Raw genomic sequence first — 16,288 nt, forward strand, 5'->3', positions numbered from 1 at the left:
CTGAACTCTGCAAAGATTCAGCGTTTTTTTATTGACCATCTTACCCGATGAGGGAAACAACAATGAGAACGAACAAGCATGGTGTCCTGCTATGGCTGGCTGCAGGTGCATTTTCTACAGGTTTCATGCCATTAGCGCAGGCTCAAATAGACGATAAGTTGAGCATGGAACAGATCATGGCGCATACCGACTGGATGGGTATCGCGCCAGAACGTGCCTATTTTGGCCAAGATGGTAAGAGCGTTTATTTTCAACGCAAAGCCGTGGGATCTGAAACTCGTGATCTGTACAAGATACCAGCGACGGGTGGAAATGCAGAGAAACTCAGTGCTGCTGACGTCGTGGTCGCAGATAGCGAGCAGAGATTTGTCAGCGCTGATCGAAATTACACCGTGTGGCTGCGTAATGGAAATTTGTTTGTGATCAAAGATGGCAAGCGTCAGCAATTCACGCGTACCGGCGAATTGAGTGGCTTACTCGGCTTTGTCGGCAATGAGCAAATTGCTTTGCGCAATGATGGGAAAGTGAGTTTGCTAAACCTGCGAAATGGCGAGCAAACCTTGTTAGTGAATATCAAGAATGACGATGACCCGCTCGCTAAAAAAGAGAGCCCAGATTATTTAACCGCGCAGCAAACACGCTTGTTCGACATTATAAAAAAACGTGAAACCGATAAAAAAGAAGCGGAAAAATTACAAAGAGAATTAAGCAGTCAAGCCGCGAGTGCGCCACTGCCCGTGTTTTTGGGCAAGGGGCGTGAATTTCGCAGTTTTAGTGTTTCGCCTGACGGAAAATTCGTTTTTGTGAGTACGGCATTACCGCGTAAAGATGGTCGCGGCGACAAAATGCCGCATTATGTCAGCAGTGATGGTTATGTCAAAATTGAAGATGTTCGGAGTAAAGTTGGCACCGCGGCGGAAAGCAGTGAACAACTGTATGTTATTGAAGTCGGTACTGGTAAAGCCCATCAGTTAAATCTCGATAAATTAGCCGGAATTAACGAAGATCCCTTATTAGCATTAAAAATGGATGCTGCAAAACGCTTGGGTAAGGCCGCACCTAAAGCGGCAACACCGCGTGCAGTGTATGTGAATTTTCGTGGTGTGCGGTGGAGTCAGAGTGGGCAACAGTTGGCGCTTAGTTTATTGAGTGCTGATAATAAAGATCGCTGGATATTGAAGTTAGATTTGCATCAAGCAGAAAAAAACAATTGGCAGTTAGCACACCGTTTAACCGATCAGGCGTGGGTGAATGACGGTAGCTTCAATGAGTTTGGTTGGAGCCCCGACGGCAAGGCCTTGTGGTATTTGTCTGAAGAAAGCGGCTATAGCCAACTCTATGTGCAGCGCGATGCACAAACGCGCGCTTTAACCAGTGGCAAGTTTGAAGTCAATAGTGTGCAATTAACTCGGGATGGTAAATGGTTCTATTACCGAGCCAATAAAAAACATCCGGGTATACACGAGGTGTATCGCGTCGCGGCTGACGGGCAGCGCGATGAAATTTTGACCGATATGAACGGCGGGATGGATTTTGAATTGTCGCCCAACGAAGACAAGCTATTGTTAACCCATTCCACCACGACTCGACAGCCTGATTTATTTGTACAGGCGGCAACGCCGGGTGCAAAAGTAATTCGGTTGACCGACTCCGCATCCAAAGAATTCTCACAAATTAATTGGATTAAACCAGAAATCATTGCCGTACCTTCCAAGCATGGCGCTGCACCGATTTATTCCAGGGTCTATCGCGACAGTAAGACTCAGATTGGCGAGCGTAAGCCGGCGGTCTTGTTTGTCCATGGCGCAGGCTATTTGCAGGCGGCGCATCATGGCTGGTCGAATTATTTTCGCGAAATGATGTTTCATAATCTCTTGGTGCAACAAGGCTATGTGGTAATCGATATGGATTACCGTGCCTCAGCCGGCTATGGACGTGACTGGCGCACTGCAATCTATCAACGCATGGGAACGCCGGAGTTGGAAGATTACGAGGATGGTATCGATTGGCTAGTCGATAATGCGAATGTAGATCGTCAACGTATAGGTATTTATGGTGGGTCGTATGGTGGATTTATGACGTTTATGGCGATGTTTAAATCGGATAAGTTTGCCGCTGGCGCCGCCTTGCGTCCAGTTTCAGATTGGGCGCATTACAATCATGGTTATACGTCGAATATTTTGAACACGCCAGATGTTGATCCAGATGCTTACGCCCGCAGCTCTCCGATAGAATTCGCGGTCGGATTAAAACGCCCTTTATTAATCTGTTCAGGTATTTTGGATGACAATGTATTCTTCCAAGATAGCGTACGCATGGTACAAAAATTAATCGAATTGAAAAATCCGAATTTTGAATTAGCAGTGTACCCAATCGAATCACATGGTTTCCGCGAGCCAGAAAGCTGGCTAGATGAATATCGCCGGATTTACAAGTTAATGGAAAGAGAAGTCAAAGGACGGCAGTAATTCAGATTTGCGAGTGCAAATTTCTTAATCTGACATCCTAAAAATAATAAAGGCAGAGAATTCTCTGCCTTTATTGTTTTTCAGTTTTCTACCAATGTTCAATTCAATAAATGCGCAGGGACGCTCATTTCTTCAACTCTAGGCAAGGTCAGCTGTAAGTCCCAACCTGAGGCCTTCTCTGCATCAATTAATAATTTGCAAAAACCGTGGATTAATGAAGTCTCTAATTTCAAATCTACCGTGCCATTTTGTTGTGTGATGAATTGTATCCACAGCGGTGCATTGGGTTGAAGATGAAATTTGATTGTTTCCAATAATAGCGGTCGTTCCCCATTTAAAGGCTTACGATTTTCAGCTTCATAGGCGCGATTGAAGTTGCCACTTTCTTTGATTGAGTCGACCGCTTGTTTATGTTCAAGGTTCACCAGCTCATCGCTAGCAAAAGCTGTCTCTGGTCGATTCAAGCGCATATGTGAAGCGATTGCCTCCATCAGGGTCGGCCATAGTCTTTGCAACATACGGCGAGTAATAAACAACTGGATTTCTTGTTTTTCTTGCTCGGCATCCTTTACGGAAAAACCAATTCTGAGCAAAATTCGATCTTCGTTGACGAGGTAAGTTAAATTAAGTTGTTCTAATTGCATAAATTATTGATGTAACGCAAAGCGTGGAGAGATTTTCGATGTTTGGTTCTTGAAAACTGATTTTAGCGCCTAATCTAACAGTTAATTAATCATTGAATCCGTCTTAGGAGGCATTATGCGTTTGGATAAATTGACCACGAAATTGCAAGAAGCATTGGCTGATGCGCAGAGTCAGGCAGTAGGTAATGATAACCAATATATAGAACCTGTGCATCTCTTACTTGCGTTAATTAATCAGGAAGATGGTGGAGCACGTTCCCTTTTGCAACGTGCGGGTGTCAATATTAATGGTTTATTGAACGGCGCAAAGAGTGCACTCGAGCGCATCGCCAAAGTAACTGGAAGTGATGGTCAGGTTCAAATCGGGCGCGAACTAATGGGCTTACTGAATCTCGCTGACAAAGAGTCACAAAAGCGCGGAGATCAATTTCTTGCCAGCGAAATGATCTTATTAGCCCTGGTGGATGATAAATCGGAGGCGGGAAAATTAGCGCGCGAAAATGGTTTGACGCGCAGCGCATTGGAAGCAGCAATAAAGGGCGTACGTGGTGGCGCGAATGTAGATTCGCCTGAAGCAGAAGGTCAGCGCGAGGCATTAAAGAAATATACGATGGATTTAACTGAACGTGCACGTCTCGGTAAGCTTGATCCCGTGATTGGGCGTGATGATGAGATCCGTCGTGCTATTCAAGTTCTGCAACGTCGCAGTAAAAACAATCCGGTTTTAATTGGTGAACCAGGTGTTGGTAAAACCGCGATTGTCGAAGGTCTGGCACAACGAATTGTGAATGGTGAAGTACCAGATAGTCTGAAATCAAAACGCGTACTCTCCCTCGATATGGCGGCCTTGCTAGCTGGGGCAAAATTCCGTGGTGAATTTGAAGAGCGTTTGAAAGCTGTGCTCAAAGAAATTGCGATGGACGAAGGTCAAACCATCGTCTTCATTGACGAGCTGCACACCATGGTCGGCGCAGGTAAAGCTGAAGGTGCAATGGATGCGGGTAATATGCTCAAGCCTGCTTTGGCGCGCGGTGAATTGCATTGTGTCGGCGCGACCACCTTGGATGAATATCGCAAGTACATAGAAAAAGATGCAGCGCTTGAACGCCGCTTCCAAAAAATTATCGTTGATGAACCTAGCGTCGAAGCGACGATTGCTATCTTGCGTGGTTTGCAAGAAAAGTATGAAGTTCATCATGGCGTTGACATCACTGATCCGGCGATCGTCGCGGCGGCTGAATTATCGCATCGTTATATTACCGATCGCTTTTTACCAGATAAAGCGATCGATTTGATCGATGAAGCGGCGGCAAAAATCAAGATAGAGATTGATTCTAAACCAGAGGTCATGGACAAGCTGGATCGTCGCCTGATTCAATTGAAAATTGAGAAGGAAGCGGTTAAACGTGAAAAAGATGAGAGCTCTAAGAAGCGTCTGGTCTTAATCGAAGAAGAGATCAAAAAACTCTCGCGTGAATATGCCGATTTGGAAGAAGTGTGGAAAGCTGAAAAAGCGATGGTTCAAGGCAGCACCCACATCAAAGAAGAGATAGAAAAAGTTCGTCTGCAAATGGAAGATGCTAAGCGCAAAGGCGATTGGCAAGCGATGTCAGAACTCCAGTATGGCCGTATGCCAGAACTAGAAGCGCAATTGAAATCCGCCGATTTGCAAGCTGCGAAAAATGCCGAAACAGGTGGTAAACCAAGATTGTTGCGCACACAGGTTGGTGCTGAAGAAATTGCCGAAATCGTCTCTCGTGCAACCGGCATTCCTGTTTCTCGTATGATGCAAGGAGAGCGCGAAAAACTTTTGGCGATGGAGGACGCATTACATAAACGCGTGGTCGGTCAACATGAAGCGATTACGGCTGTATCTGATGCGATTCGACGTTCACGGGCTGGACTCGGAGATCCAGGACGTCCGTATGGTTCGTTCCTGTTTTTGGGACCAACCGGCGTTGGTAAAACTGAATTGTGTAAAGCATTGGCGAATTTCATGTTCGATACGGAAGAGTCATTGATTCGTATCGACATGAGCGAGTTTATGGAGAAGCATTCAGTCGCACGATTGATTGGTGCGCCACCAGGTTATGTTGGCTACGAAGAGGGCGGTTATCTGACCGAAGCTGTACGCCGCAAACCGTATAGCGTGATTTTGCTCGACGAGGTCGAAAAGGCGCATCACGATGTGTTTAACGTCTTATTGCAAGTCTTGGATGATGGTCGTATGACTGACGGTCAAGGACGTACAGTGGACTTTAAAAACACCGTCATCGTTATGACCTCGAATCTTGGCTCGCACCAGATTCAAGCGATGGAAGGCAGTGATCCTAGCGTGATTAAAATGGCGGTGATGGGTGAAGTGAAATCGCATTTCCGTCCTGAATTTATTAACCGAATTGATGAGATCGTCGTCTTCCATGCGCTCGATGCAAAAAACATAGGTGCAATTGCCAAGATACAGTTAGAAACTTTGAACAAACGCCTTGTACAAATGGATATGGAGTTGCAAGTGACTGATGCTGCTTTATTAAAAATCGCAGAAGCCGGTTTCGATCCTGTGTATGGTGCCCGTCCTTTGAAACGCGCGATTCAACAAGAGATAGAAAATCCTTTGTCTAAGCTGATGTTGCAAGGTAAATTTGGACCTAAGGATGTGATTGTGGTGGATGTGGTCGATGGCGTTTTAGTGTTCAAATAGAAGAGTCAAAACTTAGTCGTAAATTTAGTGGGAATGCACGAACCGCAGAAGTAATTCTGCGGTTTTGTTTTTAGCGCGTTTTTGTGTATATTCTGTTGTTGAGGATGGAGCGAAGAGCGATTTTGCTCCAAAAGTATTTGCTCCTTCTCCCTTCAATGCATGGGCATCTAGACAAGTCGAAGTTCGGATAGAACGCGTTCACCCGCTTGCGGGAGAAGGTAGGGATGAGGGTGATTCAGCTTGGCGAAATACCTATTTAGTGTCGTTGGTTTTTTTAGTTAAACGTAGGGCGGGTGCAACCCGCACCGCCAAAACGTGAAGCGCGCCAACTCGATCTACATGCAGCGCGGGTTGCATCCGCCTTACGCTGAATTGCACTTGGTTTTTCATCCGTGTACGAAAGAGTCGCGGGCTCAGCAATACATTCATAAGAGGTTTTCATGACATCTAAAACAAACCCACAATTATTTGTCCGACCAAGCACGCTGGAAGAAATCCCGCAACTCAATCAAATGATCATAGAATCAGCACGCGTCTTGAGCCGTGGTTTTTATACTGAACAAGAAGCAGAATCTGCAATCAAATATGTCTTCGGTGTCGACACTGCGCTCGTCAATGATGGCAGCTATTTCACCGCAACTTTAGATGGCGAATTAGCCGGTTGTGGCGGCTGGAGTCGCCGTCGTACTTTATACGGTGGTGACCAAAGACCAATGGGTGCCGATGAATTTCTCGATCCGACCTTAGATCCCGCTAGAATCAGGGCTTTTTTCATTTCACCAAAAGCAGCACGGCGCGGTGTAGGCAGAGCCGTATTTGAGGCGTGCAAACAAGCGGCATTAGTGCAAGGTTTTACCCGTTTGGAACTGATGGCAACGCTGCCAGGCGTGCCGTTTTATAAGGTCTTGGGCTTTGAAAAGGTGGAAGATGTTTCAGATACTTTGCCTGATGGTGTGACGATACGGTTTGAGCGTATGCGTTTGGATATCGCGTAATTAAATAGCGAAAGATCAAAAAGCCGGATCTGCAATTGTAGATCCGGCTTTTTGATTTTGTATGTTCAGTATTTAGTCTAATTTCGCAGCATGTTCCCGTGTCGCATGGAACACCACATCCGGCCAGCGTTCTTGTGTCAAACGTAAGTTTACTCCAGAGCTGGCGAGGTAAGCCATATTCCCTGCTGCATCATAAGCCACGTTAGCACCTGCGCTAGAACGTTCAAAATCGGCCAACATCTTTTTGTCTTCACAAGTAATCCAACGTGCACTACTAATGCTGGTGCCCTCGAATACAGCATCGACACCATATTCATTTTTCAAACGACTCGCAACGACTTCAAACTGCAAAACCCCGACCGCACCGAGAATCAAATCACTGCTGACGATAGGTTTGAAAACCTGTACCGCGCCTTCTTCACCTAGCTGCTGCAAGCCTTTTTGTAATTGCTTGGTCTTGAGCGGGTTCAAAATACGAGCGATGCGGAAGAAGTCTGGTGCGAAGTAAGGGATGCCCGTAAATTGTAGTAATTCGCCTTCTGAAAAACTGTCACCGATTTGCATATTGCCGTGATTCGGTAAGCCAATGATGTCACCTGCGTAAGCCTCTTCCACTTGCTCGCGTGACGATGCCATGAAGGTGACCACTGACGACACTTTAATGTCGCGGTTGATACGCAAATGTTTGAGTTTCATACCGCGCTCAAAGCGGCCTGAGCAAACGCGTAAGAAGGCGATACGGTCGCGATGTGCTGGATCCATATTCGCTTGAATCTTGAAGACGAAACCTGAGAATGGTTCTTCCGTTGGCTCTACCGTACGAATAGTTGCATTGCGCTCGCGTGGCGAAGGTGCCCAGTCGAGCAGGGCGTTCAAAATTTCACGTACACCGAAGTTATTAATTGCCGAGCCAAAGAATACGGGCGTTTGCGTACCTGCTAACACCGCTTCTAAATCGAAAGGATGAGAGGCACCATGCACCAGTTCGACTTCCATTTTTAATTGTTCGATTTCGAGTGGGAACAATTCAGCGAGACGTGGATTGTCGATGCCTTTGACGACTTCAAATTCTTGATCAGCGCGTTCACTACCTGGTGTGAACAACATGATTTCATCTTTCAAGATGTGATACACACCGCGGAAAGTTTTACCCATGCCGATAGGCCAAGTGACAGGCGAGCAATCAATCTTTAAGACCGATTCCAGTTCATCCAATAATTCCAAAGGATCGCGTGTTTCCCTATCCATTTTGTTGACGAAGCTGATAATCGGTGTGTTGCGCATGCGGCAAACGTTTAACAGTTTGATCGTTTGTTCTTCCACACCTTTGGCCGCATCAATCACCATCAATGCAGAGTCGACTGCGGTCAATACGCGATAAGTATCTTCGGAAAAGTCTTGGTGACCAGGTGTGTCAAGCAAATTGACCACGTGATCACGGTATTCGAACTGCATGACGGAGGACGCTACCGAGATACCGCGTTGCTTTTCAATTTCCATCCAGTCAGACGTCGCATGGCGACCGCTCTTACGTGCTTTGACCGTACCTGCTAACTGAATCGCGCCTGAGAACATCAAGAGTTTTTCGGTGAGCGTGGTTTTACCAGCATCCGGGTGAGAAATAATGCCAAAGGTACGACGACGCGCTACTTCTTTGCGGATCAGGTCGGTAGAGACTTTTTTAATGGCAACGCTGTCTTGTTCGTCGTTGCTTTCTGGAGTACTGGTGATATCGGTCATTGCGGGAGTTCTGTAGTAGAAATTAACCGAGCATTTTAACATGCTGACCTAGCGGCTTCTTATTTTTGCGTCGGCAGAGTGAAGCGAATTGCTAACTTTTAATAACAATTAACTACTGTCAGCTTCGCTTTTCCTTATAAATAAGCGAAGCTGATAGTTTTTAATACATTCAATGTGTGATGGGATAACTATTAAAACTCCACCACAGAGCGTATCGATTCACCGCTCTTCATCAAATCAAAGCCTTCATTAATTCTCTCCAAAGGCAATTTGTGCGTAATCAAATCGTCGATATTCAACTTACCTTCCATATACCAATCGACGATTTTTGGCACGTCAGTCCGACCACGTGCACCGCCGAATGCGGAACCTTTCCAGACACGGCCTGTGACTAATTGGAATGGACGAGTACTGATCTCTTGACCAGCAGCAGCGACGCCGATGATGATGGATTGACCCCAGCCCTTGTGACAGCATTCAAGAGATTGGCGCATGGTCGTGGTATTGCCTATACATTCAAAACTGTAATCAGCACCGCCATCGGTCAAGCCTATGATGGCATCAACGACATTGCCGACATCTTTCGGATTGATAAAGTGCGTCATACCGAATTTGCGTGCCATGCTTTCGCGCGCTGGATTGATATCAACACCGATGATTTTGTTTGCGCCGACCATGCGTGCTGCTTGAATCACGTTTAATCCAATACCGCCTAAACCAAAGACCACGACATTGGCACCAGCTTCGACTTTTGCTGTGAACAAAACTGCACCTACGCCAGTGGTTACGCCACAACCGATATAACAAACTTTATCAAACGGCGCATCTTCACGGATTTTTGCCAGAGCGATTTCTGGAACTACGATGTAATTTGAAAAAGTTGAGGTTCCCATGTAGTGAAAAATTGGTTTGCCATCGATAGAAAAACGGCTGGTCGCATCAGGCATTAATCCGCGGCCTTGTGTGCTGCGGATTGCTTGGCACAGATTGGTTTTTTGCGAGAGACAAAATTTACATTCACGGCATTCTGGTGTGTAGAGAGGAATGACGTGGTCATCTTTCTTCAAGCTTTTTACACCGGGTCCAACATCAACTACAACACCAGCACCTTCGTGACCCAAAATAGACGGGAAAATACCTTCTGGATCGGCACCGGTCAAAGTGTAGTAATCGGTGTGGCAAATGCCCGTTGCTTTGATCTCAACTAAGACTTCTCCCGCTTTCGGGCCTTGTAAATCAACTTCTTCGATTGTTAATGGTTTTCCTGCTTCCCAAGCGATCGCGGCTTTTGTTTTCATGATTTTTCCGTGTGAGGTTAATAGTGAATAATTGAACTTGAATATAGCGAAAACTTATTGAACGATATTCTAACCGCAATTGTGAATCGTCATTTTGTCAGGCTGTTGACCCGCTAATTCTGATTTCGTCACCAAATCAGTTAGAATTCTGTATCTGTTTTTGCAATTTTGAGGACGATACGATTGACAGTGTCGGGCTACAATAGGTAGCTGATGCTTATCTTATGCATTTACGGTCATGAAAAATTCTGAGTTTGGTGACATCGTTTAGAATATGAAACGCATTCTCAAGATGATAGTGAATGCTGAGGTATCACTAAATTTGCACCGAAAAATTTGCATCAATAAATCTGTATCGACGTAAAAAAAGTGGATGCCGGCTGTTGGTAATGTGGCAGCCGCTGATCCAAATAATGTTATCACCCAGGAGTTATTATGGCTTTTTCACCCTTCCGCGCGATTGGGCAAGGTATTAAATGGATCTGGAATGCGGTTGATGCCAGTCGTCGTTTTACCATTAACTTGATTTTCTTATTGATTGTTTTATTTCTGGTTATAGGTCTGTTTTCTTCGAATAAGATCAAGGTGGAAGATCGGACGGCATTAATATTGAATTTCAAAGGCGATCTGGTTGAACAGCATGCAGGCAGTGCCAGCGATGCTTTTCTCGCGGAAGTGCAGGGCGAGAACAAACGCTCGACTCAATTGCGCGATATTTTGACGGTACTTGATGCCGCTAGCAAAGATCCCAAAATTAATAACGCTGTGTTGTTGTTAGACGGTATGCAAGGTGCCGGCTTGCCGATGCTGCGTGAGGTCGCTGCAGCAATAGAACGATTTAAGGCTAGCGGAAAAAAGGTGATTGCTTGGGGTTCTAGCTTCGATCAGCGTCAGTATTATCTTGCGGCACATGCCAATCAGGTCTATATGCATCCCATGGGGAATGTGATGCTGACGGGCTTTGGTCGGTACCGTAATTATTACAAAGACGCATTAGATAAAATCGGCGTTACGGTGAATGTTTTGAAGGTCGGAACGTTTAAAAGTTTTGCCGAGCCTTATATTGCAAACGGTCCATCTTCTGCAGCGGCCGAAGCAGATGCCTTTTTATATAATGCGATGTGGAAGTTCTATACCGATGGTGTTGAAACCGCTCGTAAGTTGCCTGCTGGTACGATTATGAAAAGCATTGATAACTTACCAGAAATGTTGAAAGCTGCGAATGGCAGCGTCGCAGAATTTGCAGTTGAAGCTAAGTTGATCGACGGTTTGAAAACGCGTGATGATCTTCGTCAAATGATGTTAGGCATGGGCGTGAAAGATGAGCAGACCAAAAGCTTTAAGCAAATCACGTTTGAAGATTATTTAGAAAATCATCGGTCTTTTGCGTTTGGTCCTGCGGTTGCCGTGATCATCGCTGAAGGGGAAATCAGCGAAGGTAATGCTCCACCTGGTGCCATCGGCGGCATGTCGACAGCAAATTTGGTGCGCAAGGCGCGTGAAGATGATCAGGTGAAGGCCGTCGTATTGCGCGTTGACTCTCCTGGTGGCAGTGCATTTGGTTCGGAGTTGATTCGTCAGGAACTAGAGTTAACCCGCAAAGCTGGTAAGCCTGTCGTCATTTCTATGGGAAATGTGGCCGCCTCGGGTGGCTATTGGGTTTCAATGTCATCCGATGAGGTGATCGCCGATGCTGCAACAATTACGGGTTCGATAGGTGTGTTTGCGATTTTCCCAACCGTTGATAAAGTGATGGATAAAATTGGCGTGCATACCGCAGGCACAACGACTACTTGGATGTCGGATGCGTTTAATCCTCTGCGCCCTATGAATCCTAAGTTTGGTGAAGTGATTCAGCAAGGTATCAACAACACTTACTATGAATTTACAACGAAAGCGGCAGTAGCACGTAAAACGACACCAGATAAAATTGATGCCGTGGCACAGGGACGGGTCTGGACTGGTGAGCAGGCCAAAGAACGTGGATTGGTTGATCGCCTTGGTAGCTTTGGTGATGCACTGAAATCAGCCGCAACACGTGCCAAAATGGGCGCCGATTACCGCGTTACTTATATTGAGCGTGATCCGTCAAAATTTGATCGCTTCTTCAGTATGTTTGGTGATAATGCGGCTCAAGCAATGACAAAAGCAATTAACGAAAAATTCAAAGTCGCGATCGCACCAACGGGCATTCCTCCAGTTGCAGCCACTGATATGGTGAAAGATCTGAGCTGGTTGGCGGACTTACGTAAAGAAAACAGGTCGTATATGGTGATGGCACATTGCATGTGTGCTTTGCCATAAGGTACTTGTTGTTCACTCAAAAACGGTGATTGCAATTTTTGATGTAGTAAAAAATTTGCTACACAACGCTTGCGCATAATTGCGTAAAAAAAAGGGAGGCTAGATGCCTCCCTTTTTTTGTTTTGCCAATATTTTGGAATCGAATCGTTCCCGAATTGTGCTTGGCTTAACTTGATCGTGCGATATTCTTCAATATTCAAGTATATTCAGCTTCCAATTTCTTAATGAATACTCAAGAATATGGCTCAGGCACTAGCTTAGCGAGTGCTTTGATGCGAAGTGTTTACGCATGCGACTATTCAATAAACTGCGCAGAACGCATTAATTCGATATCAAATAGAGATAAATTAAGGAATTAAACACTATGAATTTTGGTGAGAAACTAAAACAAATTCGCACAGAAAAAAATTTGACGCAACCACAAATGGCGGAAGCGATTGGTATAGAGCAATCCTATCTATCTAAGTTGGAGAACGATAAATCTGTCCCATCCGCCGACATGTTTCAGTCGATTCTCAAAGCATTGAATCAAGACGCGAATGATTTTTTGAAAGATATCGATAAAAAAATCTTAGAAGGCCCACTTAAGCAAATTCCTGAAGTAAGTAACTTTTTGAGCACGTCGATTGCGGTCAAAGTGCATTCGGTCAAAAAATGGTTGATCAGTTCTGCCGTTGCTTGCGCTTTGGGGTTTGCCTGCATGCTGGCGGCGAATGATGGAATTTTCTTTAGCAATAATCTGTATAAATATGAGTCTAAAGGTGTGTTTTTAGCTGATGAGCCTGAGGATATTTTTGACCAATATGAAAAGATTTTGAATCTCAAATTCAACGCAAAAATCATTGATCGGGAAGAATTTTCCAAGCTGTTGGCCGAGTTTGAAACCACCCGCAAGCGTCCTATCGTGATTGAACAAAATCGGGATCAAGGAATTGTTTATTACCAAAACGTCGATGGTGGTCGGCGAAAACTTGAGTTGGTGAATGTCCGCCATGTTTTGGCTATGCCAAATAAATACCTGCAATTTCTCGGTGGCTTACTAGTGTTTTGCGGCGTGTTGGGTTTTTTTATGGAGTGGCGCTTGCGCAAACTTCAACCGACTTAAGCACAGTGCTTTGGCGTGAAACAGAGGATCGGACAATGAGCAAAACTGCGGGCGAAACCGAATGATGAATCCAGTTTGATTCTCTAAACAGATTTTAGATCGAATTTTTTTATTCTCGGTGGGGAAGAACTCTATCCAAATTTTGAAAGGTAGCAGAATGTCAGATATGAAGACTTTTTTTGCAGGCGCAACGACGATGGTTGCGGCTTTGGCGGCAATATTTGCTTTGACTGGTGCCAGAGAGCCAGTGAAACATGAACAATTTGATGAAATCACCGTAGGACGAATTAATATTGTTGAACCTGATGGCACTAAGCGTATGGTGATTTCAAATCGTGCGCAATTTCCAGGAGATTTTCAACAGGGTAAAGAGCGCTCCCGGCCTGATCGCCGTGAATTTGCCGGTATGATTTTTATCAACGAAGAGGGTACTGAAAACGGTGGTTTTATCCAAAAAGGTAGTTTAACTGCCGATGGTAAAGTAAGTTCAGGACTGTCGTTGACTTTCGATCGATTCCGTCAAGATCAAGCGCTGCAGTTAATTAATAACGACAGTGCTATGCACCAATTCACCGGCATAAAAATTAATGATGTACCAAATTTTAAAGTTACTTCAATGGAAGACATCGATCAGTTTTCCAAAGAGGCAGGCAAATTGCCAGAGGCTGAGCAGAGAGCATATTGGCAGAAATTATCGAATGAGGGGCGTCTCAGTGAAAATCGTATCTGGCTGGGAAACACACGTGACAAAGGCTCATCGTTGCAGTTGAAAGATGCCAAAGGGCGCACTCGAATGATGTTGTTGGTCAGTGCGGCGGGACAAGCCGAAATTTTGATGTTGGATGAAAATGGAAAAACCATTAAGACGATTTCTGCTATGAATAGAGAGTAGACAAACTTCGTTAATGAACGTTGGTGAATGAGACAATGGGGGCAACCTGTGAAAACAGCGTTGCCTCATTGCTTTTTGGATGCGTTGAAAGTAAATGAAGTGACTTGTGGAACTTATTGATCTCCCTTATGCTCCAAATATATTTGGGCGGCGCCCTCACAATTTAAATCCACATTATTTATGAAACTGTCTCGTTTATCTTTGTCAATTGCCCTCATGTTGGCTTCGCATGTTCAGGCACAAAGTGCATTAGCACCATCGTCGGAACCAACGGCTTTTACCATGAGTTCGGGTACCGAGCGTAGTCCAGAACAATTAGCGATGATTTTTGAGAAGGCAGACCTGAGTTTGCGGCTTGATCCGCAAACACGTAGTGTGAGTGGTGTCGCAGTATTAAATTTTACGGTAAGTACTGAACTTAAACGTCTCGTTCTAGAGTTAGACAAAAATTTGCCGATAGAATCTGTGTCGGTCAATGGCAAGACCTTGGCAGGCGACGCGATCAGCAATCCAGAGGGACGTTTGTACCTAAGTTTAAGCCAAGCTTTGAAAGCTGGAGAGCATGCCGAAGTGACTATCCGATATCAAGGAGTGCCGCGCATTGCGAAACGAGCTCCTTGGGATGGTGGTTTTGTCTGGAGTAAGACGCCAGCAGGTGCACCCTGGATTGCTTCCGCAGTGCAGGGTGAGGGCTGTGATTTGTTTTGGCCTTGTATTGATCACCCTATGGGAAAACCGAAGCTGATGAGTTTGCATATCAGTGTGCCCGCGCCATTAGTGGTTGCCGGCAACGGTGTGGCACAAGGCATGGACGAGCGCGATGGTTGGCGGACTTATCACTGGCAGATTAAGCATCCGAGTACCTATGGCATCGCGATGAATGTCGGACCGTATGAAGTGCTGGAGGACCGCTATGCGAGCCGTTTCGGTAATCGAATTCCTTTGCGAATGTGGCATTTGCCTGGTAATCAGAGCAAAGCAAAAGAGCTGATGGCGGAGTTCGCGCCAATGCTCGATTTTTTTGAGAGCAAGTTCGGTCCTTATCCCTTTGGTGATGAAAAAATGGGTGTCGTCGAAACCCCTCATCTGGGCATGGAACACCAAACCATCAATGCTTATGGGAATGACTACAAGAAGTCGCCACATGGTTATGACTGGTTGTTGCAGCATGAATTCGCACACGAATGGTTTGGTAATCAGATGACCAATCAAAATTGGGATGATTTTTGGTTGCATGAAGGATTTGCATCGTATATGCAGCCCTTGTACTTGCAATATTTGCGCGGTGAAAGGGATTATCAGGTCGGTATGCACGAGCAGCGGATTCGCATCGTCAATAAGTTTCCTATGGTGACGGGGCATTCGATGAGTGAGCACGATGTCTCGAATGGTCCTGGCAATGATGTCTATTTCAAAGGCTCACATATTCTGCACACCTTACGTGGTCAGATTGGCGATGATGCTTTCTTTAAAGCCGTTCGACTATTGATCTATGGACGCCTCGACCCAAAACCAGGTAATTTTCAACCACGTTATAGTACGACCAAAGAATTCATAGAGATCGTTAATCAGCTCACCAAAAAAGACTGGGGCTGGTTCTTTAACGGTTATTTGATGCATGCGGTTTTGCCCGAGCTAGTGTCTGTCAGAGAGGGAAATAGTTTGCGTTTGGAATGGAAGCTGCCCGATGCCAGTGTTTTCCCGCTGCCGGTCGAAGTGAGGGTCAACAACAAAGTCATGAAAGTTCCTATGGCACAAGGCAAAGGGCGAATTAGTTTGCCGCCGCTTGCGACTTACACCATAGACCCGGGCGCCAAAGTGCTGAAGCATGAGCCGCAGATTGATGTATGGAATGCAGATGTTTTGCAAAGAGCACGCAGTACCAAAGCAATTAAATAAAAATTCGCTTGGTTTATGATTAGAGAATAACCGTCTGTTTAGCTCACAGACGGTTTTTTTATCCGTGTACCGTTTTCATCTGCTGTTCACTTTGGCTACTACTGTCGCCTGAACTCGACCTCTTATCGCTTACTTCTGAAAGTTGGTGTTTGTTTAAGATATACTCGCGATTTTGATTTTTCCTGGGTACCGTTTTATTGAAGCTAAATCTTGAATAAGCGGACCTTCACCGAGTTAAAGGA

At 45.4% G+C, this 16,288-nt stretch carries 10 protein-coding genes; 7 read left to right on the forward strand and 3 right to left on the reverse strand.

Translation table 11 applies throughout. From position 1 onward, the window contains the following. Positions 1 to 62: 62 nt before the first annotated feature. Positions 63 to 2,468 (forward strand): prolyl oligopeptidase family serine peptidase, encoded by a 2,406-nt coding sequence (locus ACO0KW_RS02095; protein ID WP_423050156.1) that lies wholly within the window; start codon positions 63 to 65, stop codon positions 2,466 to 2,468. Between the two features lie 98 nt (positions 2,469 to 2,566). Here ACO0KW_RS02095 and ACO0KW_RS02100 read toward each other — a convergent pair whose 3' ends face one another. Next, complete coding sequence (locus ACO0KW_RS02100) at positions 2,567 to 3,112, reverse strand: hypothetical protein (protein ID WP_423050158.1); 546 nt, start codon at positions 3,110 to 3,112, stop codon at positions 2,567 to 2,569. 115 nt (positions 3,113 to 3,227) lie between these two features. On the opposite strand from ACO0KW_RS02100, the gene clpB reads away from it, so the two are divergent. Next, a complete protein-coding gene (clpB, locus tag ACO0KW_RS02105; RefSeq protein ID WP_423050160.1) occupies positions 3,228 to 5,813 on the forward strand; it encodes an ATP-dependent chaperone ClpB in 2,586 nt (861 codons plus the stop codon). Between the two features lie 440 nt (positions 5,814 to 6,253). Next, entirely contained in the window at positions 6,254 to 6,808 is a 555-nt protein-coding gene (locus ACO0KW_RS02110) for a GNAT family N-acetyltransferase (RefSeq protein WP_423050162.1), read from the forward strand. Between the two features lie 72 nt (positions 6,809 to 6,880). Here the strand turns inward: ACO0KW_RS02110 and ACO0KW_RS02115 are convergent, their stop codons facing one another. Then, positions 6,881 to 8,548 (reverse strand): peptide chain release factor 3, encoded by a 1,668-nt coding sequence (locus tag ACO0KW_RS02115; protein ID WP_423050164.1) that lies wholly within the window; start codon positions 8,546 to 8,548, stop codon positions 6,881 to 6,883. 191 nt (positions 8,549 to 8,739) lie between these two features. Next, positions 8,740 to 9,846, reverse strand: coding sequence for an S-(hydroxymethyl)glutathione dehydrogenase/class III alcohol dehydrogenase (locus ACO0KW_RS02120; RefSeq protein ID WP_423050166.1), 1,107 nt, complete (start codon positions 9,844 to 9,846; stop codon positions 8,740 to 8,742). Between the two features lie 435 nt (positions 9,847 to 10,281). Here ACO0KW_RS02120 and sppA point away from each other — a divergent pair, with 435 nt between their 5' ends. The 4 genes from sppA to ACO0KW_RS02140 all read left to right on the forward strand — a co-directional run bounded on the left by sppA (position 10,282) and on the right by ACO0KW_RS02140 (position 16,046). Further along, positions 10,282 to 12,150 (forward strand): signal peptide peptidase SppA, encoded by a 1,869-nt coding sequence (gene sppA, locus ACO0KW_RS02125; RefSeq protein WP_423050168.1) that lies wholly within the window; start codon positions 10,282 to 10,284, stop codon positions 12,148 to 12,150. 364 nt (positions 12,151 to 12,514) lie between these two features. Continuing rightward, positions 12,515 to 13,255, forward strand: a complete 741-nt coding sequence (locus ACO0KW_RS02130) for a helix-turn-helix domain-containing protein (RefSeq protein ID WP_423050170.1) — start codon at positions 12,515 to 12,517, stop codon at positions 13,253 to 13,255. A 166-nt stretch (positions 13,256 to 13,421) separates the two neighbouring features. Next, positions 13,422 to 14,147, forward strand: a complete 726-nt coding sequence (locus ACO0KW_RS02135) for a hypothetical protein (RefSeq protein WP_423050172.1) — start codon at positions 13,422 to 13,424, stop codon at positions 14,145 to 14,147. 180 nt (positions 14,148 to 14,327) lie between these two features. Then, on the forward strand, positions 14,328 to 16,046 hold the full coding sequence (locus tag ACO0KW_RS02140) for a M1 family metallopeptidase (protein WP_423050174.1): 1,719 nt from the start codon (positions 14,328 to 14,330) through the stop codon (positions 16,044 to 16,046). The last annotated feature ends 242 nt before the right edge of the window (positions 16,047 to 16,288 follow it).

This window comes from Undibacterium sp. Ji22W (assembly GCF_049340305.1).
In the GTDB taxonomy this organism is placed as follows: Bacteria; Pseudomonadota; Gammaproteobacteria; order Burkholderiales; family Burkholderiaceae_D; genus Undibacterium.

Excerpts from the sequence above, each read along its gene's own strand:
- ACO0KW_RS02095 (WP_423050156.1), top strand. The coding sequence starts at position 63 with ATGAGAACGAACAAGCATGGTGTCCTGCTATGGCTGGCTGCAGGTGCA.
- ACO0KW_RS02100 (WP_423050158.1), bottom strand. The coding sequence starts at position 3,112 with ATGCAATTAGAACAACTTAATTTAACTTACCTCGTCAACGAAGATCGA.
- clpB (WP_423050160.1), top strand. The coding sequence starts at position 3,228 with ATGCGTTTGGATAAATTGACCACGAAATTGCAAGAAGCATTGGCTGAT.
- ACO0KW_RS02110 (WP_423050162.1), top strand. The coding sequence starts at position 6,254 with ATGACATCTAAAACAAACCCACAATTATTTGTCCGACCAAGCACGCTG.
- ACO0KW_RS02115 (WP_423050164.1), bottom strand. The coding sequence starts at position 8,548 with ATGACCGATATCACCAGTACTCCAGAAAGCAACGACGAACAAGACAGC.
- ACO0KW_RS02120 (WP_423050166.1), bottom strand. The coding sequence starts at position 9,846 with ATGAAAACAAAAGCCGCGATCGCTTGGGAAGCAGGAAAACCATTAACA.
- sppA (WP_423050168.1), top strand. The coding sequence starts at position 10,282 with ATGGCTTTTTCACCCTTCCGCGCGATTGGGCAAGGTATTAAATGGATC.
- ACO0KW_RS02130 (WP_423050170.1), top strand. The coding sequence starts at position 12,515 with ATGAATTTTGGTGAGAAACTAAAACAAATTCGCACAGAAAAAAATTTG.
- ACO0KW_RS02135 (WP_423050172.1), top strand. The coding sequence starts at position 13,422 with ATGAAGACTTTTTTTGCAGGCGCAACGACGATGGTTGCGGCTTTGGCG.
- ACO0KW_RS02140 (WP_423050174.1), top strand. The coding sequence starts at position 14,328 with ATGAAACTGTCTCGTTTATCTTTGTCAATTGCCCTCATGTTGGCTTCG.